The sequence below is a fragment of the Luteimonas cucumeris genome (assembly GCF_007830035.1).
Classification (GTDB): Bacteria; Pseudomonadota; Gammaproteobacteria; order Xanthomonadales; family Xanthomonadaceae; genus Luteimonas_C; species Luteimonas_C cucumeris.
In genome coordinates this window covers 559,416-582,626 of the sequence record NZ_VLKN01000003.1, presented here as the reverse complement: position 1 = coordinate 582,626, position 23,211 = coordinate 559,416, and the positions used below count along the sequence as shown (strand labels likewise).

The following is a 23,211-nucleotide window of genomic DNA, read 5'->3' as shown; positions in this document are numbered from 1 at the left end:
ATTCACACCAGCCATGACGGTGGTTGTTGCATCAGCGGCGTGTGCGGCGCGTGTTTGGAGAAGCGACCATCTGGGCGACGTCATCGAGCGCGCGATGCAGGCGCGCGGTGGCATCGGTCATCCGGGGCGGCTCGTCGAGACCATCGAGGATCGAGCGCTGCGGATCGTTGACGATCTCCTCGCGCAGCTGGATGCCGTGCGCGGCCAGCAGCGGGCGCAGGGTATCGGCGCGCCTGCGCAGGTCGGCCAGGGTGTTGCGGTAGGCGAGCTGGCAGACCTGATGGCGCGACGAGAAGCTGAAAAGGTTGGTGTAGAACATCTCGCCATCATCGGCGTTCGGCTCGAACACCAGCTGGTCCACGTCCGGATACTGTTGCGCGTACTTGGCCAGGCCGATTTCCATGCGCGATTGCAGCATGGTGCGGAAGGTCTGCGACAACACCGCCGGCAAGCCACCGCCGGCAAGTCCCCGCGGATCGCACGCGGCCCCGTGTTGCGGCGTCAGGCTGGCATCGAACGGCACCAGCGGATTGACGCCGAGCAGCAGGTCAATGCCCTGGTCCAGCACCACCGACGCGTGCATGGTGCGACGCAGGGCGCCATCGACGAAATGGCGGTTGCGGATCTGCACGGGCGGATACAGGCCGGGCAATGCCGCGCTGGCCTGGATGGCATGCGAGATCGGCACGTCTTCCCAGCCGGGGCTGCCGAAACGCACCGCTTCGCCGCTGTCCAGGTCGACTGCGACGACGTACAGCGGCCGCCCGAGTTCGCGGAAATCGTTGCTGCGGCCGCGGCGTTCGAACACCTCGCGCAGGAAGCGCTCGACCTCGCTGTTGTCGAACAGTCCGGTCGGCACGAGTCCACCGAAACGGGTGATGAGGTCTGCCCAGCGCGCCTCGCCGGGCGCGAACAACAGTTCGCGCCACCAATCCGCGACCAGCCGCGGCAGGTTGGAGGCGCGGCGCAGGTATTCGAGGATGGCCGGGCGCAGGAAGGTTTCCGGCCGGAATTCCACGTCGTCGCTGGTGCCGGTGATGAAGATCCGGCACATCTGCGCGGTGCTCATGCGATTGACCAGGCCCGCGGCGAGGAATGCGCCGGAACTGACGCCGACATAGCAATCCAGGCGGGTCAGGTCGAGACCATCGAGCGCTTCGTCGAGCGCGCGCAGCGCACCGAGCTCATACATGCCGCCGATCGGGCCGCCGCCGGCGACTGCCAGTCCGATCTTCGGCGCTTGCGTGCCCGAACGCGCCGTGGCGGAAGTCCTGGGCCGGTTGCGGGCCTGGTGGAGTAGCAGCATCGACGATCGCGCGGCGGAAGTGCAGCGAGTGTAGCCGATAGCCGCCGACGGACATGCCGGCGCCATCGCGTGCTCACCGTCGGTCCGCATGTCCGTCGTTCCGCCATCCCGAACGCATGGCGACTTGCCATGCGCCACACATGGCAGCGTGTTCACCATGCCATCCGCTAAAGTGCGGCCATGCCCCGGTCACGATCCGTCGTCCCGCGCCTGCAGCGCCGCTTGGCCTGCCACCAGGCGCTATACGATCCGCACCGCGAACCCCGCAACAATTCGCGTTGGCTGCCGGAGTTGCGGCGCTGGCAGGCGCAGCGGCTGGAGTCGAGCTTCGCCGGATTCCTCGGCGATCCGCGCAGCGCGCCGGCCGCGCACTTCTTCCTCACCGATGTTTATGGCGAGCACGATTTCAGCCGCCGCGATGCCGACATCGCCAAGGTGTTGCCGATGATGCAGCGCCTGCTGCCCGAAGCCCTGTTGCGGACAGTCGCCGATGGCATCGAGCTCGGTGCGCTGACCCAGGCCTTCGACCTGCGCATGGCGGAGGTACTGGAGCGGCTGGCGCCGACACGCAGGCGACTGGATGAGTCGCTGTATGCGCGCGCCTATCGCGAGGTGGGGCTGCCGCGGTTGCGCCGGCGCCAGGTCGAACTCATCGGGCGTGTCGGGCACGGGCTGTCCGGCGCGCTGCGGATGCCGGGGGTGGCGACCCTGCTCAGGCTGTCGCGCGGCCCGGCCAAGGCCGCCGGGCTGGGCCAGCTGCAGGGATTCCTGGAGCGCGGTTTCGAGGCTTTCGCGGCGCTGGGCGATGCCCATGAATTCCTCGGGCGGATCGATCGCAACGAACGCGAAGTGTCGCGACGCCTGTTCGCCGGGGAGAGTGAACCGTTCCGCGAGGTTTCCTGACGCGCCTTGGCGCGTATCCGGTCTGGTCGCGCGCAGGTCCGTCGGCTACTTGAAGCGCTCGTCCAGCACGCGCCGGATTTCGCTTTCGATCGGCCCTTTCAGCGCCGACAGCAGGAAGCCCAGTTCGGCGCTGACATGGAGCTGCTTGGGGAGCAGGGCGATCTTGCCGTCGACGCCCGAACGCATGAAGTTGAGCGTGTCCTCGTCCCAGCTGTAGTCGACGCCGAAACGCTCGGCCAGCTTCTGTGCGACTTCCTCGACCGCCTTGCGCGCCTTGGGCATCGGCAGCGAGTGCGGGTGATGGATATCGATGCTGGACATGCGGCCGCTCCGGTTGGCTTTGTCGGCATTGTGGGGCTTGCCCCAGCGCGATCCAAGCGCGCGGCATGCAAGAATACGCGGCGTGAATGATCTGAGACTGCGATTTCCGAGCCACGACCATCCCGACATCCCGATCGGCATGGGCGTGCATGGCATTGGCCGCGATCCCGACCATGACCGGGCGATCGGCATCGTCGACTCGCCGCAGGATGCGCTGGTGCAGTTCTGCATCGACCGCCGCGGTGTGTGGCTTGCAGTGGCCGACGGCATCCGCGGCGTGCACGTCAACGGCCGTCCGGTGCTGCGCATGACCATGCTGCGGCTTGGCGACAGCGTGCATGTCGAAGGCATCGAGATGGTGCTGGCCGGCGCCGGCGTGGCCGAAGGCTTGCCGCGCGAACTGGTCAACGCCCCGGCCGACGGCAACGGCAACCTGCGCATCGTGCTGCGCGGCGTCGGTGGCCAATACCATGGCCGCTGCTTCACGCTCGACCGGCCACGGGTGGTCGGGCGGCTGGAACAATCCGACATCCGCATCGACGATCCGGCCTTCGCCGACCGCCATGCCCGCATCGAGCTGCACGGCGAGCAGGTGGTCCTGCGCGACCTGGGTTCGTACGACGGAAGTGTGGTCAACGGCGAGCGTGTGCGCGATGCCGTGCTGATGGCGGGCGACCAGGTCGTGTTCGATGCGCACCACCGTTTCGTGGTTGAAGCGCCGGCACGCGCAACCCCCGCGGCGACGCCGGGTCATCAGGATCGACCGGTTGCCACGGATGGCGCCGATGAGGCGCCGCGTGCCGGCTCCGCGTGGCGGCTGCCCTGGCTGCTGGTGGCCGCGGCGCTGCTGGCCACGGCGCTGGCGGCGTTGTTCTGGTTCGCTCCCAAGTAGGGCGTCAAGGCCGGGGATTGGTTCCAGCCGAAACCGTCGGCGATCGTGCTGCACTGCGGCATACTAGGGTCGTCCCCATCCACGGAAGCCCACGATGTCGCGCGCCTTCAACTTCAGTGCCGGTCCTGCCACCCTGCCCGAACCGGTGCTACTCCAGGCCCAGTCCGAAATGCTGGACTGGCACGGCGTCGGCGCGTCGATCGTCGAGCTGAGCCATCGCGGACCGGAGTTCATGGGCATCGCCGCCGAAGCCGAGGCGGACCTGCGCAGGCTGGTCGGCATCCCGGACGACTACGCGGTGCTGTTCATGCAGGGCGGTGCGACCACGCAGCAGGCGCTGATCGCACTGAACTTCGCCAATCCCAGGCAGGTGGCCGACTACGTCATCAGCGGGCACTGGGGCAAGACCGCGATCAAGCAGGTCAAGCCTTATCTCGATGCACGCGTCGCGGCGACCGGCGAAGCCGGCGGCTTCCGCGGCATCCCGGCGCGCGCCTCCTGGCAGCTGTCCGACGATGCCGCCTACGTGCACGTCACCGCCAACGAGACCATCCACGGCGTCGAGTTCCGCGACGTGCCCGATGTTGGCGCCGTGCCGCTGTTTGCGGACTTCAGTTCCAGCATCGCTTCCGAGCCGATCGACGTGTCGAAGTACGGGCTGATCTACGCCGGTGCGCAGAAGAACCTCGGCCCGGTCGGCATCAGCGTCGTCATCGTCCGTCGCGACCTGCTCGATCGCGCCGGCCAGCCGCGCGCCGACATCTTCGACTATCGCTCGCACCTCAAGGGCGAGTCGATGCTCAACACGCCGCCGACCTGGAACTGGTACCTGGCCGGACTGGTGTTCAAGTGGATGCTGGCAGAAGGCGGCGTGCAGGAATTCGCCGTGCGCAATGCACGGAAATCCGCGCTGCTGTATTCGACCATCGACGGTTCCGGCGGCTTTTACCGCAACGAAGTCGATCCCGCCGTGCGCTCGCGCATGAACGTGCCGTTCTTCCTGCACGACGAGGCGCTGGACAAGCCATTCCTGAAGGAAGCTGCGGCTGCGCAACTGATCTCGCTGAAGGGACATCGTGCGCTGGGCGGCATGCGTGCTTCCATCTACAACGCGATGCCGGTCGAGGGCGTGCAGGCGCTCACCGCTTTCATGCAGGATTTCCAGAATCGCCATGGCTAAGCGCAAATCACCCGATGCCAGGACCAGGCAGGCCAAGCCGGCAACGGCCGGCAAGCCGGCGGCCCCCGCGAAGGCGGCGGGGAAACCCGACCTCGACGAAGTGCGCGCGCAGATCGACGGTCTCGACCGCCAGATCCAGCAGCTGATCGTCGAGCGTGCGCAGTGGGCGCACCAGGTCGGCAAGGCCAAGGGCAAGCTTGCCGCGGCCGTGGACTACTACCGGCCGGAACGCGAGGCGCAGGTGTTGCGCCGCGTGGTCGACCGCAATGAAGGGCCGCTCGGCGACGAAACGCTGGTCCGGCTGTTCCGCGAGATCATGTCGGCCTGCCTCGCCCAGCAGGAGCCGCTGAAGATCGGCTTCCTCGGACCGGAGGGCACGTTCTCGCAGCAGGCGGTGCACAAGCACTTCGGCCATTCGGCCAAGGGCCTGCCGCTGGCGAGCATCGAGGAAGTGTTCCAGGAAGTGGCGGCCCGCAACGCCGACTTCGGCGTGGTGCCGGTCGAGAACTCGGGGCAGGGCACCATCCAGTCGACGCTGGACATGTTCCTGACTTCGCCGCTGATGATCTGCGGCGAAGTCGAGTTGCGCGTGCACCAGCACCTGCTGTCGCGCACCGGGCGCATCGAGGACATCGAACGCGTCTATTCGCACCCGATGTCGCTGGCGCAGTGCGGTGGCTGGCTGCGGCAGAACCTGCCGAAGGCGGAGAAGATCCCCGTTTCCAGCAATGCCGAAGCGGCGCGGCGCGCGCGCAATTCCGACGATGCCGCCGCCATTGCCGGCGAAACGGCCGCGCACGTCTACGGGCTGAAGACGATCGCCGGGCCGATCGAGGACCGTTCCGACAACACCACGCGTTTCCTGGTGCTGGGCCGCGAACTGTTCCCGCCGTCGGGGCACGACCGCACCTCGCTGCTGGTATTCATCCGCGACCGTCCCGGCGCCCTGTATGGCGTGCTGGAGCCATTGGCGCGGCGCGGCATCAGCATGAACCGGATCGAATCGCGGCCGGCGCATGGTGGCCTGTGGCAGTACGCGTTCTTCATCGATGTCGCAGGTCACGTGCACGAGTCGCCGTTGCGCGATGCCTTGGCCGAGGTCGGTGAGAGCGCCGGCGACGTGCGCGTGCTCGGTTCGTACCCCGTCGCCGTGCTGTGAGTGCGCGTTCGTGAGCCTGGACGCTATCGATTTCGAGCGACTCGCCAGCGACGGCATTCGCGGCCTGCGGGCCTATGATCCGGGCCATGACCTGGTCGCGCTGCGGCATCGCTTCGGCGCGCAAGGCCTGCTGGAACTGGGATCGAACGAGAATCCGTACGGCCCGAGCCCGCGCGTGCGCGACGTCGTGCTGGCTGCGCTCGACAGCCTCCACATTTATCCGGACCCGCTCGGCGGTGAACTGAAACGTGCATTGGCGACGAAGCATGGCGTCGCAATGGATTGCATCCTGCTCGGCAATGGTTCGCATGAGTTGCTGATGCAGTTCGCGCAGGTGTTCTCGGGACCGGGAAGCGACGTGGTAGCCGCGCAGTATGGTTTCTCCGTCTACGCGCTCGCGGCGCAGGCAGCTGGTGCGCGGTTCGTCGCCGCGCCAGCGCTTCCGCGCGACCACGCCATGCCGCGTGGTCACGATCTCGATGCGATCGCTGCGGCGATCGCACCGTCGACGCGACTGGTCTATCTGGCCAATCCGAACAATCCGACTGGAACCTGGTTCGATCGCGATGCGCTGGCGGGATTTCTGCAGCGCACGCCGGCCGACGTGCTGGTCGTGATCGACGAGGCCTACGCGGAACTCGCCGATGCGCCGGATTACGCGTCCGCATTGTCCATGCTCGATCGCCACCCGAACCTGATCATCACCCGTACCTTCAGCAAGGCCTACGCGCTGGCAGGGCTGCGCATCGGCTACGCCGTCGCGCATCCCGGACTCGTGGCAGTGATGGAGCGCGTGCGTGAAAGCTTCAACGTCAATTCCGTCGGCTTGGCCGCCGCAGCGGCTGCGCTGGCCGACGAGGCTTACCTGCAGGCGACGAGCGCGTACAACGCCAGGGAGCGCGATGCGCTCGCCGACGCACTGCGCCAGCGTGGGATTTTCGTGTACCCGTCGCAGACCAATTTCCTGTTGGCCGAATTCGGCCCACGCAGCATCGAACTGGAGCGCGAACTTGTCGTCCGCGGCGTGGTGTTGCGTCCGATGGCCGGCTACGGACTTGCCGAATGCCTGCGCATCAGCGTCGGCGACGCCGCTGGCAATAAGCGACTGCTGCAAGCACTGGATGAGGTGTTGTAAGTGACGGTATCGATTTTCAGTGCCCCGGCTGTCGATTCCAGGGAAAACGCATGAGCATGGACTGGATCGCCGGCCCCGGAACTGCATTGCACGGCACGCTCGAAGTTCCGGGCGACAAGTCGGTCTCGCATCGGGCGATCATGCTGGCGGCGATCGCAGACGGCGTCTCGCGCATCGAAGGCTTTCTCGAAGGCGAGGATACGCGTGCCACCGCGGCGGTTTTCCAGCAACTGGGCGTGGGCATCGAAGCCCCGGACCAGGGCGTGCGCATCGTCCACGGCGTCGGCATCGACGGTCTGCGCGCACCTGTCGCGCCGCTCGATTGCGGCAATGCGGGTACTGCCATGCGACTGCTGGCGGGATTGTTGTGCGGGCAGGATTTCGATTGCGAACTGGTAGGTGACGTGTCGCTGTCGAAACGGCCGATGCGCCGCGTCATCGAACCGCTGGAACGGATGAATGCAAGGATCAGTGCCGCGGAAGGCGGAGTGCCGCCGCTGCAGATCCACGGTGGCAGCCAGTTGACCGCCATCGACTACACCTGCGAGGTACCCAGCGCACAGGTCAAGTCGGCGTTGCTGCTGGCCGGCCTGCGTGCGCGGGGCGAAACCATCGTGCGCGAACCGCAGCCGACGCGCGACTACAGCGAGCGGATGCTGGCCGCATTCGGCTGGCCGATCCAGTTCGCGCCTGGCATCGCGAGGCTCCCGGGCGGCCACCGCCTGCGGGCGACGGATGTCGTGGTGCCGGCCGATTTCTCCTCGGCGGCGTTCTTCATCGTTGCGGCGACACTGGTGCCGGGCTCCTTGCTCACCTTGAAAGGTGTTGGCCTCAATCCGCGCCGTACCGGACTGCTGCACGTGCTGCGCGCCATGGGCGCCGACATCGTCGAACACAACCGCAGCGAATGCGGCGGTGAACCGGTGGCGGACCTGGTCGTGCGCCACGCCGCGCTGCGCGGCATCGAGGTGCCGGTTGCGCACGTTGCCGACATGATCGACGAGTTCCCGATCCTGTTCATCGCCGCGGCCTGCGCGCAGGGCACGACCCGCGTACGCGGCGCGGCGGAATTGCGGGTCAAGGAATCGGATCGGATCGCGACCATGGCCGCCGGCCTGGCGCAGCTCGGCGTGCGCATCGTCGAGACGCCGGACGGCGCCGACATCCAGGGCGGCCCCGTGTCCGGCGGCCAGATCGACAGCCATGGCGATCATCGAGTGGCGATGGCCTTTGCGGTCGCCGCGCAACTGAGCCGGGAGAAGGTGCGGATCACGGATGTCGCCAATGTGGCGACCTCGTTTCCTGGTTTCGTGGCGCGGGCCCAAGCGGTCGGGCTGCAGGTGGCGCCAGCTGGCGCGGCTTGAGCCGGACGGCGCCTTGTTTATACTCGCCCGGTCATCGGCTTCGAACATTCGGAACGCCTTGTGCCGGGTGGAGCGCGATGTGAACGCCAGTGTCGGTTCGCCATCGTCTTCGCGCGGACACGCAGTTGGCACCTCGTGCACTCCCGGGATAGACAAGTGGTCCGCGTAAACGTGATCGGGTGGAACAATGGCGTAGGCCTGGTGCGCGACATGCGCCTGCTGGCCGATGCGCTGCTGTGCACCGGTGCGATGCCGTGGCGTTGGATGCTGAGCCCATGAACGAGCTGATACAGCCAAGCCGCAGCTTCCTGAAAGCGGTGATCGCGTGCCTGCCTGCAAGCGCTGGACTCATGGCGATCGGACGGCAGGCGCGAAGCTGGTACGAAGACAACGATCGGGCCTTCCGCGATGCGGTCGTTCTCGTTGTTCCTGCCGCGCACTGATGCTGTCGTGACGATGGCAGCAACGATCCCGGTGACGGACACTTCGACCATTTCCATCCGACTGCGATGCCTGGCGCTGGCGGCCTTGTGCTTCCATGCCTTCTTCGCGATGACCGGCTTCGGTGGGCAGCTGAAGCCTGAATACGGTGCGATGCTGGCGCTATTGCTGATGCTGGCCAGCGGTGCCACGCCCTGGCGGGAACTGGCGAAGCAGCCGGCCGCGCGCTTGCTGGCGGTATCCACGCTGTTCGTGGTCGTGCACGCGGGCTATGCCACGCAGGTATTCCCTTCGATCGGCTATTCGAAGCAATTGTCGGCCGCCGCTGAGCTGGTGCGGCTAGGCGTGTTCAGTTGCGTGATCGGCTGGTGGCTCTCACTGATGCCGCGTGCGATTCCGGTCCTGCTTGGCCTGATGGTCGCCGGCCTGCTGATCGCCATCGCCACGCGGATGCCGTGGGCCGACCTGCCGCTGATCTGGAGCGGGCAGTACCGGCCAAAATTCGGCCTGCCGGAAAATCTCAGCGGCCAACTCGCCGCGCTGGCCAGCTGGCTGTCGTTCTGCCTGCTGCTGGTGGTATGGGACGCGCGTAGCCGCGTTCGTTGGCGAGGTGCGCTGTTGGCCGCATGTCTGCTGGGTTATGCGGGCAGTTTCAGCGCATTGCTGTTCTCGCAATCGCGCGGAGCATGGCTGGCGTTTGTCGCGATGCTGCCGCTGACCGCGGTGGCGCTTGGATACGCGCGTCGGCGCAACCGCAAAACTGCAATGCCGTGGGCGCCGTGGGCGCCGTTGGCGTCGGTGGTGGCGTTGTCTCTGTTGCTGACGCTGGGCGCAAACGGCATTGTTGCCAAGCGCTTCGCGGGCGCGCAGGAATTGTTGCCGGATATCGCTACGACTGATGAGGGCACTGCGGAAACGGAAGCCCCACTTTCCAAGCCGGCGGCCAAAAGCGCTCCTACAGATCCAGCGCCGAAGCCGACGGATGCGACGAACAAGGCCAAGGAAATCAACAACACCGCGGTCAGCGTGCGCATGGAGCTTTACGATCTGGGTGTCGAGCGCTGGCAGCAGCGCCCGTTGCTGGGCTGGGGCTTGCGCAGCACCTCGGCGCTGATCGCTGGATCTGGACTCGATCTGAGCGGCCAGCGGCATGCCCATCTGCACAGCGCCTATCTGGATGCGCTGGTAGGGATGGGTGCGATCGGCGCAGTGCTGTTTGGCCTGTTGTTTGTACTGCTGCTGCGCGAACTGATACTGGCATGGCGCAGCGGCACCGTATCGGATGCCGGGTTCTGGACATTGGCCGGCAGCATCGGCATCGTGCTGGTTGCCAATGGCTTCGATTCGCTGTTGTGGCGCCATGCACATGCGCGCGCGCCGCTGGAGATCATCTTTGGGTGCTGCGTAGCCTATGGCCTGATCCGGCGCAGGCGTGCTGCAGTCGATTGAAGCGTACGTTTACCGTTGCTTTTGCTTTTCGCCTGGACCTCTACTCTACGTAATCAATCCGGCGGCAGCACGAAGTCGACCGGCACATTGACGCGGCTGGCGACCGCCTTGCCGTTGCGTCGCGCAGGTGAGAATTGCCATTTGCGCACGGCATTCATGGCGGCGCGATCCAGTTCGGCAGATCCACTGCGCTGCACGAAGTCGACGTTGCTGGTGGTGCCATCGGCTGCCACGTCGACCCGCAGCAGCACGTGTCCACTTTGGCCGCGACGCAGGGCTTCGCGCGGGTATTCGGGGCGGGGGTTGCGGCTGGCGATCGGGCGGGCTTCCGTGATGCGTGGCGTCGCTGGTTTTTCGGCCTTGCGCGGCTTGTCCCGCGCCGCTGCGGCCTTCTTTCGCGCTTCTTCGGCGACGGTCGCTTCACTGGCGGCGGTGGTCGCAGGCTGTTCCGCGGTGGCTTCGGGCAGGGGTTCCGGCACCGCGTCGCCTACGCTGCGCTGGGTGAACCACCACCAGCCCAGCAGCAGCAGCGCGACCAGCAACAGCAGCCATAACAACGAGCCACCACGTTTGGGCGGTTCCGCACCGCCGTCGCTGGTATAGCTGGCTTCGCCGCTGCGGTCGCGATCAACCGGTGCCGGCCTCTCGCCAGGCGAATTCGGGGGTGTGCTCATGGTCACTCACTCTCACTTCGCGACGGAACGACGAAACGAGTTTTGCACGGCACTTTGTCCATGCCTTGTGAGCGCGACGTGAACCCGATGTTCAGGTTCGTTCGCGATCCTCAACGGCGTGCGGCGAATTCGATTGGCACCACGACGCTGCCCGCCACCGGCTGGCCATCGACTTGGCCCGGACGGAACCGCCAGCGACGCACGGCATCGAGCGCGGCCTTGTCCAGCGCCCGTGTGCCGCTACCCTGTACGACAGCAACCTCGGTCGGTATGCCATCGGTACCCACGTCGGCGCGGATGCGCACGGTGCCGCCCACGCCGCGTCGTTCCGCCTGGGCGGGGTAGCGTGGTGCAGGCATTTCGATCGGGACCGGCGTGGCGGCAGGAGTTGCGGTGCCGACACGCGGGGCGACCGGTACAGGCGGCGGTGGAAGCGGAGCGGGCGCTTGCTCCAGGATTCTCGCCGTTTCGGTATCCGCCTCCGCCTTCGCGTTGGAATCCGCGGTCGCTTGTGCGGAGTGGCCGCCCGCATCCGCGGGCAGCGGCGCGGGCAATGGCTCGTATTCCACGCCGGTCCCGGTGCTGGTAGCCGGAGCGACACGGAAGAAGTCGTTGTCACGCTTGCCTGACCACAGCAGCAGGAACAGCAGCAGTCCGATCGCAAAGGCGCCGCCGACCAGCAGCCAGGTGCGTCGCGACAACTGCCAGAAAGGTGGGTTTCCCGGGCTTGCGGAGGCCGGCGGAACGGGTGGCTGGGAGGTGCTCATCGATGCGGGGGCTTTGATGGGTTCACCTGCATTTTTGCACAGGGCCTGCCGTTCGATTGCGGCATTGGCCGGCGCAACACGCGATAATCGTGCTCCACGATCCATTCCAAGCCTGCCGATGCTAGATCCCCAACTGCTCCGCCACCAGCCCGGCGAACTCGCCGCGCGCCTGCGCCAATCGCGCGGCTTCGATCTCGATGCCACCACGCTTGAACGGCTCGAAGGGGAGCGCAAACAGCTCCAGGTCCGGACCCAGGAACTGCAGAATCTGCGCAATACGCGCAGCAAGGCGATCGGGCAAGCCAAGGCAAAGGGTGAGGACGTAGCCGCGCTGATGGCAGAGGTGGCCGGCTTCGGCGACGAACTGAAGGCCAGCGAGGTGCGGCTGGAGTCGATCCGGGGCGAAATCGAAGCGATCGCGCTCGGCCTGCCCAACCTGCCGGACGACAGCGTGCCGGCAGGCAACGACGAAAGCGGCAACGTGGAACAGCACCGCTGGGGCACGCCGCGCACGTTCGATTTCGCGGTAAGAGACCACGTCGAACTTGGAACGCGCCATGGCTGGCTCGACGGCGACACTGCCGCCAAGCTCAGTGGCGCGCGTTTCACTGTGCTGCGCGGCCAGCTGGCGCGGCTGCATCGCGCGCTGGCGCAGTTCATGCTGGACCTGCATGCCGGCGAGCACGGCTACGAAGAAACCAACGTGCCGCTGCTGGTCAATGCCGATTCGATGCGCGGCACCGGGCAACTGCCGAAATTCGAGGACGATCTGTTCGCCACCACGGTCGGCGATGGCGATGCGGCGCACAAGCGCTACCTGATCCCTACCTCGGAAGTCCCGCTCACCAACATCGTCCGCGACGAGATCCTCGACGACGCGCGGCTGCCGCTGCGAATGACCGCGCACTCGATGTGCTTCCGCGCCGAGGCCGGCAGCCATGGACGCGACACTCGCGGCATGATCCGCCAGCATCAGTTCGAGAAGGTCGAACTGGTTTCGGTCGCCCGGCCGGAAGAAAGCGATGCCGAGCACGAACGCATGACGCGCTGCGCGGAAGTGGTGCTGGAAAAGCTGGGCCTACCGTACCGCCGCATGCTGTTGTGCAGCGGCGACATGGGCTTCGCCGCACGCCGGACCTACGATCTGGAAGTCTGGTTGCCGTCGCAGGACACCTGGCGCGAGATTTCGTCCTGCTCCAACTGCGGTGACTTCCAGGCGCGGCGCATGCAGGCGCGCTGGCGCAACCCCGCTACCGGCAAGCCCGAACTGGTACACACGCTCAACGGCTCCGGCGTTGCAGTCGGCCGCGCTCTGATCGCGGTGATGGAGAACTACCAGAATGCGGACGGCTCCATCGACGTGCCGGAGGCCCTGCGATCCTACATGGGCGGCGCCGACAGGATCGCCTGAGGCATTCCTGTAGAGCTGAAGCCGGGCGCCGTCGCGTTACCTTACCGATTTGCCGCCTCAGGCGGCGATCGGCATCGGGATCGCAGCATGTGCCGCGGCCAGCGCATCGGCGCGGTGCTGCGGCGACAGGCCGACGCCTTCGGCGCGCACGAATTCGACCTGTCCGATGCCGATGAAACCGAACAGGTAGCGCAGGTAGGGCTCCTGGAAATCGCTCGGCGCGTTGTCGCCGTGCGCGCTGCCGCGACCGGTGGCGATGATCACGCGCTTGTCGCCGGCCAGGCCTTCGGGCCCGTTTTCGGTATAGCGGAAAGTCTTGCCGCGGACCGTGATGCGGTCCAGCCACGCCTTCAAGGTCGAAGGAATGGCGAAGTTGTACATCGGCGCGCCGATCACCACCGTGTCCGCTTCCAGGAACTGCTGCACCAACTCGTCCTCTTTCTCATTGCAGGTCGCGTCAGTGCGGGCCAGCGTACGGCCGGTCAGGTGCGGGATCGGCTTGGCATCGAGGTCGAGGTACTCCACGGTGAGGCCGGGAAGCGCCTCCTGCCAGCGTGCGACGATGGCGGCGCTGAGCTCGCGGGTGACGGAATTCGCGCCCAGGGCGCTGGAATCGATGTGCAACAGCTTCATGGTTAGGTGTCCGTGTTCGGCGCAGCGCCGGTCAGGGCCAAACTATGGGTTGTTGCCATTATGGGATAAAGATGGTGAAATATCACTTAGTGTTCCGATGATGGAATTATCGCCATGCAGGATCTCAACGACCTTTATTACTTCTCCGCTGTCGTCGACCACGGCGGTTTCGCCGCCGCCGAGCGCGCGCTGGGCATTCCCAAATCACGGCTGAGCCGCCGCATCAGCCAGCTGGAAAACGATCTGGGCGTGCGCCTGCTGCAGCGTTCGACGCGCCGTTTCGCGGTGACGGACGTCGGCCAGAGCGTGCATCGCCACGCGCAGTCGATGCTGGCCGAGGCCCAGGCCGCGCGCGAGGTCGTCGACCGCCTCAGCGCGGAACCGCGCGGCGTCGTGCGGGTCAGCATCCCGGTCGGCCTGGCGCAGCAGCAGATGCCGATGCTGCTGCCGGAGTTCCTCGCCAAGTACCCGCAGGTGCGCGTGCAGCTGCACGTCAGCAACCGCCGTGTCGACGTGATCAACGAAGGTTTCGATATCGCCGTGCGCGTGCGTACCAAGCTCGACGACGACGGCAGCCTGGTGATGCGCAGCTTCGGCCAGATCCAGGAGCTGCTGGTTGCCAGCCCGAAATACCTCGATCGGGCCGGGCGCCCGAACACACCGGAAGAGCTGCACGATCACGTCACGCTGACCATGAGCGAAGACGAGGCGCGGCAGCGCTGGGAGTTGCAGGGACGCGACGGCGAAATCCGCAAGATCGAGCTCAAGCCGCGCGTGTCCGGTTTCGATTTCCCGATGCTGATGGCCTTGGCCAAGAGCGGCCTGGGCATCACCATGCTGCCGGAAACCCTGTGCGCCGACGCGGTGCGCAATGGTGACCTGGAAGTGGTGCTGCCGGAATGGCGCCTGCCACAGGGCATTGCCCACGCGGTATTCGCGTCGCGCCGCGGCCTGCTGCCGGCGGTGCGGGTATTCATCGATTTCCTGGCCGAGAAACTGCCGCCGTTGATCGAATCCTCGCGCCTGGATTGCCAGAACTGCCCGAAGGGCAGGGCCGAAAAACCGGTCAGGCAGGGCAGGCCGGTTGCCGGTGATCATCCACCGCATGCGACAATCACCTAGCGGTAGCGCTGGTCATTCTGGCGCCATCCGCGATCGCCGACCGCGTGGATGCCGGTCGGCGTCGATCGATCCGGAGAGATGGCCGAGCGGTTTAAGGCAGCAGTCTTGAAAACTGCCGTGGGTTTACGCCCACCGTGGGTTCGAATCCCACTCTCTCCGCCAGTTCCGCCATTCGTGCGCGACGGCTGCCCTGAGTTCAGCGCGCCGCGAACAAGGCATTGATATCCGGATAGCGCATCGCCTGCTCGGACAGTGGTGCCGATGCGCCGTTGCCAAGGAAACCGCCAGCGAGCGTCGCGGCTCTGGCGAAGATGGATTCCGCGATGGCGGAACCGGCGCTCAGCCGGCGGACGCCGAGGCCTTCCAGCTCCGCGGCCGGCGGCAGCGTCGGCCGCGCCATGATGTTCAGCGGCAACGCCGTGCCCTCGGCGATCGCACGGATCTCGTTGCGGTCCGTCAGCCCCGGCACGAACAGGCCGTCGGCACCGGCATCGCGATAACGCTGCGCGCGCGCCAATGTCTCCTCGACACGACGCGGTTCCGGCGCCAGGCCGGCGAGGAAGACGTCGGTGCGGGCGTTGATGAACAGGTTCACGCCCATTCGCGCGCTGCTGCGCTTGATCTGTTCGAGCTTGGCGCAGAGCAATGCCGGATCGTCACTGCCATCCTCGAGATTGATGCCAACGGCGCCGGCATCGATCAGGCGTGCGATGTTGTCTGCGACGATCGCGGGGTTGTCCGAATAGCCGGACTCGCTGTCGACCGTCAGCGGCACGTGCAGTACGCGCGACATGCTGGCCACGGCATCAATGAGTTTCTCGATCGGCAGTGCGTCGCCGTCGCGGTAGCCGAGCGACCAGGCCACGCCGGCGCTGGTCGTCGCGATCGCCTTGGCGCCCAGGCTTTCCACCAGCCGAGCGCTGCCGGCATCCCAGACATTGGCGAGCAGCAGCATTCCATGCGAGTGCAGCTCACGGAAAGCGGCTGCAGGGTCGAGTTCGGACATCTGTTCCATTCCTCCAGTCTGTAAAGACCGCCGATGCTGTCATGACGGCAGGCAGTGCGCTCGCCATTTCCGGACATCGACGTGCGCGTTGCCTACTGCGTCACGGCATCCCAGCGCCGCAGTGCATCCTCGACGGCATCCACGCCGCGTGCCGCCTGTGTCGCGTCGACCTGCGCCATCGTGTCGGCATCGCTGTGGATCACCTGCATCACCTTCGCCGGCGTCTCGACTTTCTGGCGCGCGAAGGCGGCGAGGATGTTCGGGATTTCGTCGCTTCCGACCAGCGAATAGGAGACTGCCGGCCAGCCCGCCTTGTGGAAAGCGAGATGATCGGTCGGCGGATACTTGTCGCCGGGCGAGAACGTGATGCCGGCGGAACGGGTCGCGTCGCGGCTTGCCGATACCAGCGGATGTGACGGTTCCGGCGTCATCATCCACAACGCATCGCCCCAGCCGAACACGTCGAAGTTGACGTACATCGCCGGCTTCGCGCCGCCATCGGCGATATACGCGTGCGCGCCAATGAGGCCCAGTTCCTCCTTGTCCCAGAACGCGACCGCGACCCGATGGTTCTGCAGCGGAGCCTGCTTGAGACGCTGCGCGAGCGCCAACACCACCGCGCTGCCGGACGCGTTGTCGGTCGCACCACGGCCGACCTCGACCCTGTCGGAGTGCGCACCGATCAGCAGCAACGGCGCATCCGCCGGGCCGGAAATGTCGGCGAGCAGGTTGGTGCCTTGATGCTTGCCGAAAACGAACGGCACCTGGGTGACGGCGATGCCCGATGCCTTCAAGGCGTGTTCGATGGCCGCGCGTCGCCCGGCGTTGTCGTCGGCGGCGGCGATCGCGGTCACATCGGCGAGCCAGGCCTCGGCGACGGTGCTGGCCTGCGGCTGTGGCTCGGCAGGCGCGGACGATGCCGTCGGCGTCGGCGACGCGCAGCCAACGAGCATCAGCGAACAGGCCAGGAAAGGAGTGACGAAACGGGTGGCAGGACGCATTGAGGACCCCTGGGTGGAAAACGCTAGTGTGCACGAACGCAGCGGCGCCCCGACCGTGCCTGCAGTCCCAGTGGCTACCCTGGCTGGCGCCGATGTGGTCAGATTGGGCTCATGCACAGCCCATCGCTGCCGCCAGCCGCCACGTTCCGCCGCTTGCTCGGTGTCGGCATCCTGCTGCTGGGCTTGTTCGCGATGCTGCAGGGGCTTTGGCAGCACCTGCGCACGGACTACCCGGCGCCGGTATTCAACGCGTTCCTCGGCGGCTCGATGGCGGCGATCGCGACGGCATTGGGCGCGTTGCCGGTGCTGTTCTCGCAGCGCCTGTCCGATCGCGTGCAGGACAGCCTGTTCGGTTTCGGTGCTGGCGTGATGCTGGCGGCGTGTTCGTTCTCGTTGATCGTGCCCGCCATCAGTGCCGCTGAAGCTGGCGGTGCGGGCAACTGGGGCGCGGGCATGATCGTCGGCGGCGGCATCATCCTGGGTGCGGCGCTGCTGCTGTTGATGGAGCGCTATCTGCCGCACGAGCATTTCATCAAGGGCGTGGAAGGCCACGCCGCGATCGCGTTGCGGCGTACCTGGCTGTTCGTGTTCGCGATCGTGCTGCACAATCTGCCCGAAGGCCTGGCCATTGGCGTCGGTTATGCCGGCACCGATCCGGTGCGCGCTGGCGCACTCGCCACGGGCATCGCGATCCAGGACGTTCCGGAAGGACTGGTGGTGGCCGTTGCGCTGGTGACCGCGGGCTATCGCCGCGTGATCGCGGTACTGATCGGGATGGCGTCGGGACTGGTCGAGCCGGTGGGCGCCGTCATCGGTGCGGCGGTGATCGGACTGTCGGCCGCGTTGCTGCCGTGGGGACTGGCATTTGCGGCTGGCGCGATGCTGTTCGTGATCAGCCACGAGATCATCCCCGAATCGCATCGCAAGGGTCACGAGGCATTCGCCACCGGCGGCCTGATCTTGGGCTTCGTGCTGATGATGATGCTCGACACTTCGCTGGGCTGAGCATTGCAGGTAATCGTTTCCAGTCGACCTGTCGGATCGAATCCATGGCTCCGAGCCTTGCCACGGCCCCGTCCAGCCACCTACGCTGTCGGCTGGAGCAATAGGGGAGTACAGGGATGACGATTCGTGTTTTTCTGGTCGATGACCATGCCTTGGTGCGCGCCGGGATGAAGATGATCCTCGGTGGCGAAGTCGACGTCGAAGTGATCGGCGAAGCCGAGAGCGGCGAGCAGGCGCTGCCGTTGATCCGCAAGCTGAAGCCCGACGTGGTGCTGTGCGACCTGCACCTGCCTGGTGTCAGCGGCCTGGAAGTCACCGAACGCGTGGTCAAGGGTGACTACGGCACGCGCGTGATCGTGGTGTCGGTACTCGAGGATGGGCCCATGCCCAAGCGCCTGCTCGAAGCGGGTGCTTCCGGTTATGTCGGAAAGGCCGGTGACAGCGCCGAACTGTTGCGCGCGGTGCGCACCGTCGCCCGCGGCAAGCGCTATCTGGCCAGCGGTGTGGCGCAGAACCTGGCGTTGTCCGGATTGCAGGGCGAAGTGACGCCGTTCGATGCGTTGTCGCCGCGGGAGATGGAGATTGCGCTGCTGTTGACCCAGGGTTTGCGCCAGGAAGAAATCGCCCGGCGCCTGAGCCTCAGCGCCAAGACTATCAACACGCACAAGACCCGGCTGTTCGAGAAGCTCGGCGTGGGCGATGGCATCGCACTCGCGCGCCTGGCCAGCCAGCACGGCATCACCGATCCCGCGCACGCCCTGTAAGCGTGCGCGGGGTCCTGGTCATCGATCAGGCGCCGCGCTCGTTGTCGTGAGACGCGTCATTGGCCTGGTCCTGCGACGGCTGCCGGGCAGCAACCTGCGCCGCGGCTTCTTCCGCCGGTGCCGCTGCCGGTTCGTCGAACAGGCCCGGCGTGCGCGGCATGCCGGCGTCCTCGAAGCCCGTCGCGGCGATTGATTCCTGCGCCGGCTGTTCCGCTTGCTGCGCTGGTGCCGCGGGCGCGACTGGTTCGACGCCCGCTTCAGCGCTCGCCGGTTCCGGTGCTGCCTTGATCGTCGGTCGGTAGGCCGTTTCGGCCAGCGATACCGCGATCGCCGCGGACAACGGCAGGGCATGGATCATTTCGCCCTGTGGCGCGGCTGCAGCGCGCGACGCGGACCGCGACGGCGCAGCGGCACTTTCCTTCGACACCGGCTTCGATGCCTTCTTTGCCTCATCGGCAATGACAGCTTCCTCTGCCCGTTCGCCTGCCGGCGAGATGACAGCTTCCGTGACAGCCGAAGCCGCGGCTTCGGCCGGGGCAGGCGCGTCGGTGACCGCAGCCACGGACTCGGCAGCGTCGGCTCCAGCGATTTCAACCGCTGCCACGGCAGTTGCAGGCGTCGGCGCAGTCACTGTTTCGATGGCGGCAGGTGCCGTGGGCTGCGCGATGACAGGAGCTGGCGCCCGCGGTTGCGGTACGGCCCTGGCTCCTGGCGCGGTAACTTCCGCTTCGGCCGCTTCGGCCGCATCGGCCATCTGGTTCCCGTCGGCGGCGGCAAGCGGAGCGGCCTGCGGTTGCAGTTCGTCGAAATCGAATTCCGGCTGCGAGCGCTGCGCGGCGACAGTGTCGTCATCGTGCGGCATGTCGACGGCATTCGACTCGTCGCCGGCCGTGCCCTCGGCACCGCCGCGACGACGACGGCGACCACCGCGACGGCCGCGACGACGCCGAGCGCCTTCGCCACCTTCGGTTGCATGGGTTGCGGCGTCGGCAGCTTCGGTTGCGGGCGATGTGGCGCGGTCGACCTGCGCCGCCGTCACCGCCTGTTCGGTCGCTGCCTGGGTCACGACCGGCGTGGCGACCGCGGCCGCCACGGTGGCCGTTGTGGTTGCATCGATCTGTGCGGGCTTGATCGTCTCGACCGACGCTGCAGACTGCGCGGCGTCCGCGCGTTCCGGCCGCGGCGCGCGCGGTTCGCGATTCGGCTGCTCCTGCCTGGGCTGCTTCTGCCCTTGCTTGGGCGGATTCTGCTTCTGTGGTTGCTGCTGCTTGGGCGGCTTGTTCTGCGGGTTCGCCTGCTGCGACGGCTGTTGCGGTTGGGCGCGCCTGGAATCGTCGCGCTTCTGTTCGTCGCGACGCTCACGGCCCTGCGGCTTGCCACCGCCATTGCGGCCATCGCGGCGCTGGCCATTGCGCTCGTTGCGCCCGCGATCGCCGCCGTGCTGTATCGGCGAGACCGCCGGCGACGGCGTGCTGCTGCCGGCCTGGTCGCCGCCGAAGAATTGCATCACCCGCGCGAACAGCCCGGCTTTCGCCTTCGGTGCGACGTGGATCGGTGCCGGCTCGGGGGCAGGGCGCTCGTCGCGCGGTTCGTCACGCGTCGGCGCCGGCTGCAGCGGCTTGACGTTGGTCACCGCCGGCGCCGGCGGGATGTTCAGGTGCGCCTTGGTCAGCGCATGCGTGGCCAGCTTGCGCGGGGTGCCACGCTGGTAGCTGGGCTTGCTGGTCTCCTCGCCGAGCTCGTTCTCGCGGATCCGCGTCACTTCGTAGTGCGGCGTTTCCAGCTGTTCGTCGGCGACGATCACGATCGGCGCGTCGTGGCGCTGTTCGATTTCGCGCAACGCGCTGCGCTTCTCGTTGAGCAGATAGTTGGCGATCTCGGTCGGCGCCTGCACCAGCACCTGCCCGGTGTTCTCCTTCATCGCGTGCTCTTCGGCGACGCGGATGATCGACAGCGACAGCGACTCGACGCCGCGCATGCGGCCATGGCCGTCGCAACGCGGGCACACCATCTGGCTGGCCTCGCCCAGGCTGGGGCGCAGACGCTGGCGGCTCATTTCGAGCAGGCCGAAGCGCGAGATGCGGCCGATCTGCACGCGCGCACGGTCGTACTTGAGCGTGTTCTGCAGGCGGTTCTCGACCTCGCGCTGGTGCTTGTTCGACGACATGTCGATGAAGTCGATCACTACCAGGCCACCGAGGTCGCGCAGGCGCAGCTGGCGTGCGACTTCTTCCGCGGCTTCGAGGTTGGTGTGGAACGCGGTCTCCTCGATGTCGCCGCCCTTGGTGGCGCGCGCCGAGTTGACGTCGACCGCGGTCAGCGCCTCGGTCTGGTCGATCACCAGCGCGCCGCCCGAGGGCAGGCGCACGGTGCGTTCATACGCGTTCTCGATCTGCGATTCGATCTGGAAGCGGTTGAACAGCGGCGTGTCGTCGGTGTAGTGCTTGAGCTTGCGCAGGTTGTGCGGCATCACCTGCTGCACGAACTCGCGCGCCTCGTTGTACATCTCGTCGGTGTCGACCAGGATCTCGCCGATGTCGGCGCGCATGTAATCGCGCAGGGCGCGGATGATCAGCCGCGACTCCTGGTAGATGAGGAACGGCGCCGGCTTTGCGAGTGCGGCCTCGGCCACCGAGCGCCACACCTGCAACAGGTAGTCCAGGTCCCACTGCAGTTCTTCGGCATCACGGCCGACGCCAGCGGTACGGATGATCACGCCCATGTCGTCGGGGATCTGCAGCTTGTCCATCGCCTCTTTCAGCGCGGCGCGGTCGTCGCCTTCGATCCGGCGCGAGACGCCGCCGGCGGTCGGCGAGTTCGGCATCAGCACCATGTAGCGGCCGGCCAGCGAGATGAACGTGGTCAGGGCGGCGCCCTTGTTGCCGCGCTCCTCCTTGTCGACCTGGACCACCACTTCCTGGCCTTCGCGCAGCAACTCCTTGAGGCCGGCCTTGTTGTGGTCGACGCCGGCCTGGAAGTAGTCGCGGGAGATTTCCTTCAGAGGCAGGAAGCCGTGGCGCTCGCCGCCGTATTCGACGAAGGCCGCTTCCAGCGAAGGCTCGAGCCGGGTGATGCGGCCCTTGTAGATGTTGGACTTCTTCTGTTCCTTCGACGGTTGCTCGATGTCGATGTCGTACAGGGTCTGGCCGTCGACGATGGCGACGCGCAGTTCTTCTGCCTGCGTCGCATTGATCAGCATGCGTTTCATGTTTGCGTTCCTCGCGCGCTCTCGCACGCGGAACGCCGGGGCGTTTCGCCTGGATACTGCTGGGCGCCGGCCGCGCAAGCGCAGCGGCGTCCTGGGTTTCCAGCGCTTCGACACCACGGCATGCCGCGGGAGCGCTTGTCTCAAAATAACTGTTGCGGGCCGGCGGCTGCTTCGGCTCCAGGCCTGCGCGCCGCTCGGGTCGTTGTTCAGCGCCGATGTCTGACGCATCGGGCGATGTCCGGGCCTGCCGTGTAGCCGCTAACATGGCCGTCCCGTGGACGGTGGTTGCGCACTGCATCGGGAATCGCGGAAGGGCGGGCTTTCGGCCCGGGGTAACTTCCAGCGAAATCAAACCCTTATCTCGCTTCGCGAGTGTAACAGACCAAGAGTGCAGATGCCCCCTTCCGATGCTCCAGCCCGTCCTGCCAGCGCCGCCCACACGGTCCGTATCGCCGAGGACCGCGACGGGCAGCGGCTCGACAACTTCCTGCTGGGCTACCTCAAGGGGGCCCCGCGCAGCCTGATCTACAAGCTGCTGCGCTCCGGGCAGGTGCGCGTCAATGGCGGGCGCTGCAAGCCGGAGCGGCGGCTGGAGGGCGGCGACGAGGTCCGCATTCCGCCGATCCGCCTGGACGATCCGGCCGACAAGGGCACCCCCGCCAAGGGCTTGCTGGAGGCGATGGAGGCCAGCATCGTTTTCGAGGATGCGCGCCTGCTGGCGATCAGCAAGCCGTCCGGCGTGGCCAGCCATGGCGGCAGCGGGATCAGCTTCGGCGTGATCGAGACCTTGCGCGCGCTGCGGCCGAGGGAGTCGCTGGAACTGGTGCACCGGCTCGACCGCGACACCTCGGGCCTGATGGTCATCGCCAAAAAGCGCTCGGCCCTGATCGAGTTGCAGGCGTTGATGAGGGAGGAGGGCGGCATCAACAAGCGCTATCTGGCCCTGCTGACCGGGCGCATGCCGGACGGAGTGATGAGCGTCGACGCGCCGCTGCACGTCGGCCTGCGCCAGGGCGGCGAGCGCCACGTGCAGGTCGTCACCTCCGCCAGCAGCAGTGCCGGCAAGGCCTCGCTGAGCCATTTCCGCGTGCTGGAGCGTCGCGGCGGGCAATCCTATTGCGAGGTGCGCATCGAGACCGGCCGCACCCATCAGATCCGCGTCCACGCGCAGCACATCGGCCATCCCGTGGCCGGTGACGACAAGTATGGCGACGAGGCGGTCAACAAGCGCCTGCGTGAACAGGTCGGCCTGAAGCGCCTGTTCCTGCACGCGGCATCGCTGGAGTTCGCCTTGGATGGCGGCAAGACGCCCTATGTGTTGAATGCGCCGCTGGCGGCGGAGCTGGTCGACGTGCTGGATCGGTTGGCGTGAGCCTGATGGCGTGCGCTGCGCGCGTGATTTGACCCCACCAACACTGGTGCGGTCCGCACGGAGCGCAGATCGTGCGCATAGCGCACGCTACGAAGTGT

22 protein-coding genes and 1 tRNA gene are annotated in these 23,211 nt (G+C 66.8%); 15 read left to right on the top strand and 8 right to left on the bottom strand.

The annotated features are described in order from the left end of the window. Nucleotides 1–31: 31 nt before the first annotated feature. Nucleotides 32–1,396 carry a patatin-like phospholipase family protein gene (locus tag IP90_RS08720; RefSeq protein ID WP_242007525.1) on the bottom strand — a complete coding sequence of 455 codons (1,365 nt, stop codon included), beginning with the start codon at nucleotides 1,394–1,396 and terminating at the stop codon, nucleotides 32–34. 90 nt (nucleotides 1,397–1,486) lie between these two features. On the opposite strand from IP90_RS08720, the gene IP90_RS08715 reads away from it, so the two are divergent. Beyond that, a complete protein-coding gene (locus IP90_RS08715; RefSeq protein ID WP_144899208.1) occupies nucleotides 1,487–2,209 on the top strand; it encodes a DUF8198 family protein in 723 nt (240 codons plus the stop codon). Nucleotides 2,210–2,254: 45 nt separating this feature from the next. Here the strand turns inward: IP90_RS08715 and IP90_RS08710 are convergent, their stop codons facing one another. Further along, the gene (locus IP90_RS08710; protein WP_144899207.1) at nucleotides 2,255–2,530 is read right to left on the bottom strand and encodes a polyhydroxyalkanoic acid system family protein; all 276 of its coding nucleotides are present in this window, start codon (nucleotides 2,528–2,530) and stop codon (nucleotides 2,255–2,257) included. Nucleotides 2,531–2,612: 82 nt separating this feature from the next. Between IP90_RS08710 and IP90_RS08705 the strand changes: the two genes are divergently transcribed. From IP90_RS08705 to IP90_RS08680, 8 genes are all read left to right on the top strand, one after another. After that, nucleotides 2,613–3,422, top strand: a complete 810-nt coding sequence (locus tag IP90_RS08705; protein WP_199753433.1) for an FHA domain-containing protein — start codon at nucleotides 2,613–2,615, stop codon at nucleotides 3,420–3,422. 94 nt (nucleotides 3,423–3,516) lie between these two features. Continuing rightward, a complete protein-coding gene (gene serC, locus IP90_RS08700; RefSeq protein ID WP_144899205.1) occupies nucleotides 3,517–4,602 on the top strand; it encodes a phosphoserine transaminase in 1,086 nt (361 codons plus the stop codon). Further along, complete coding sequence (gene pheA, locus IP90_RS08695) at nucleotides 4,595–5,761, top strand: prephenate dehydratase (RefSeq protein WP_144899204.1); 1,167 nt, start codon at nucleotides 4,595–4,597, stop codon at nucleotides 5,759–5,761. Before serC ends, pheA begins: the two co-directional genes overlap by 8 nt. 10 nt (nucleotides 5,762–5,771) lie before the next feature. Beyond that, nucleotides 5,772–6,896, top strand: a complete 1,125-nt coding sequence (gene hisC / locus IP90_RS08690) for a histidinol-phosphate transaminase (protein WP_158635310.1) — start codon at nucleotides 5,772–5,774, stop codon at nucleotides 6,894–6,896. Nucleotides 6,897–6,946: 50 nt separating this feature from the next. Continuing rightward, the gene (gene aroA / locus IP90_RS08685; RefSeq protein ID WP_144899202.1) at nucleotides 6,947–8,260 is read left to right on the top strand and encodes a 3-phosphoshikimate 1-carboxyvinyltransferase; all 1,314 of its coding nucleotides are present in this window, start codon (nucleotides 6,947–6,949) and stop codon (nucleotides 8,258–8,260) included. Nucleotides 8,261–8,416: 156 nt separating this feature from the next. Next, on the top strand, nucleotides 8,417–8,539 hold the full coding sequence (locus tag IP90_RS16915; protein WP_277874203.1) for a hypothetical protein: 123 nt from the start codon (nucleotides 8,417–8,419) through the stop codon (nucleotides 8,537–8,539). Next, a complete protein-coding gene (locus IP90_RS16615; RefSeq protein WP_158635309.1) occupies nucleotides 8,536–8,703 on the top strand; it encodes a hypothetical protein in 168 nt (55 codons plus the stop codon). Before IP90_RS16915 ends, IP90_RS16615 begins: the two co-directional genes overlap by 4 nt. Nucleotides 8,704–8,716: 13 nt before the next feature. Then, nucleotides 8,717–10,150 carry an O-antigen ligase family protein gene (locus tag IP90_RS08680; protein WP_158635308.1) on the top strand — a complete coding sequence of 478 codons (1,434 nt, stop codon included), beginning with the start codon at nucleotides 8,717–8,719 and terminating at the stop codon, nucleotides 10,148–10,150. A gap of 53 nt (nucleotides 10,151–10,203) precedes the next feature. Here IP90_RS08680 and IP90_RS08675 read toward each other — a convergent pair whose 3' ends face one another. Both IP90_RS08675 and IP90_RS08670 read right to left on the bottom strand, forming a co-directional pair. Continuing rightward, nucleotides 10,204–10,824 (bottom strand): energy transducer TonB, encoded by a 621-nt coding sequence (locus tag IP90_RS08675; protein ID WP_144899200.1) that lies wholly within the window; start codon nucleotides 10,822–10,824, stop codon nucleotides 10,204–10,206. A gap of 110 nt (nucleotides 10,825–10,934) precedes the next feature. Continuing rightward, complete coding sequence (locus tag IP90_RS08670) at nucleotides 10,935–11,591, bottom strand: energy transducer TonB (RefSeq protein WP_144899199.1); 657 nt, start codon at nucleotides 11,589–11,591, stop codon at nucleotides 10,935–10,937. Between the two features lie 118 nt (nucleotides 11,592–11,709). On the opposite strand from IP90_RS08670, the gene serS reads away from it, so the two are divergent. Further along, a complete protein-coding gene (gene serS, locus IP90_RS08665; RefSeq protein WP_144899198.1) occupies nucleotides 11,710–13,002 on the top strand; it encodes a serine--tRNA ligase in 1,293 nt (430 codons plus the stop codon). Nucleotides 13,003–13,059: 57 nt separating this feature from the next. On the opposite strand, the gene IP90_RS08660 is transcribed toward serS, so the two are convergent. Next, nucleotides 13,060–13,635 (bottom strand): FMN-dependent NADH-azoreductase, encoded by a 576-nt coding sequence (locus IP90_RS08660; protein WP_144899197.1) that lies wholly within the window; start codon nucleotides 13,633–13,635, stop codon nucleotides 13,060–13,062. A 114-nt stretch (nucleotides 13,636–13,749) separates the two neighbouring features. Between IP90_RS08660 and IP90_RS08655 the strand changes: the two genes are divergently transcribed. After that, a complete protein-coding gene (locus IP90_RS08655; protein ID WP_144899196.1) occupies nucleotides 13,750–14,757 on the top strand; it encodes a LysR family transcriptional regulator in 1,008 nt (335 codons plus the stop codon). A 72-nt stretch (nucleotides 14,758–14,829) separates the two neighbouring features. Then, nucleotides 14,830–14,919: transfer RNA gene (locus IP90_RS08650), tRNA-Ser, on the top strand. Between the two features lie 34 nt (nucleotides 14,920–14,953). Here IP90_RS08650 and IP90_RS08645 read toward each other — a convergent pair. Both IP90_RS08645 and IP90_RS08640 read right to left on the bottom strand, forming a co-directional pair. Then, on the bottom strand, nucleotides 14,954–15,763 hold the full coding sequence (locus IP90_RS08645; RefSeq protein WP_144899195.1) for an isocitrate lyase/PEP mutase family protein: 810 nt from the start codon (nucleotides 15,761–15,763) through the stop codon (nucleotides 14,954–14,956). Nucleotides 15,764–15,855: 92 nt separating this feature from the next. Beyond that, entirely contained in the window at nucleotides 15,856–16,764 is a 909-nt protein-coding gene (locus IP90_RS08640) for a M28 family metallopeptidase (RefSeq protein WP_144899194.1), read from the bottom strand. Nucleotides 16,765–16,875: 111 nt separating this feature from the next. Between IP90_RS08640 and IP90_RS08635 the strand changes: the two genes are divergently transcribed. Together IP90_RS08635 and IP90_RS08630 are read left to right on the top strand one after the other, a co-directional pair. After that, nucleotides 16,876–17,769, top strand: a complete 894-nt coding sequence (locus IP90_RS08635; RefSeq protein WP_144899193.1) for a ZIP family metal transporter — start codon at nucleotides 16,876–16,878, stop codon at nucleotides 17,767–17,769. Between the two features lie 116 nt (nucleotides 17,770–17,885). Next, a complete protein-coding gene (locus tag IP90_RS08630) occupies nucleotides 17,886–18,533 on the top strand; it encodes a response regulator (RefSeq protein ID WP_144899192.1) in 648 nt (215 codons plus the stop codon). A gap of 25 nt (nucleotides 18,534–18,558) precedes the next feature. On the opposite strand, the gene IP90_RS08625 is transcribed toward IP90_RS08630, so the two are convergent. Continuing rightward, on the bottom strand, nucleotides 18,559–21,741 hold the full coding sequence (locus IP90_RS08625; RefSeq protein ID WP_144899191.1) for an Rne/Rng family ribonuclease: 3,183 nt from the start codon (nucleotides 21,739–21,741) through the stop codon (nucleotides 18,559–18,561). Between the two features lie 394 nt (nucleotides 21,742–22,135). On the opposite strand from IP90_RS08625, the gene IP90_RS08620 reads away from it, so the two are divergent. Continuing rightward, nucleotides 22,136–23,113, top strand: a complete 978-nt coding sequence (locus tag IP90_RS08620) for an RluA family pseudouridine synthase (protein ID WP_144899190.1) — start codon at nucleotides 22,136–22,138, stop codon at nucleotides 23,111–23,113. Nucleotides 23,114–23,211: the final 98 nt, after the last annotated feature.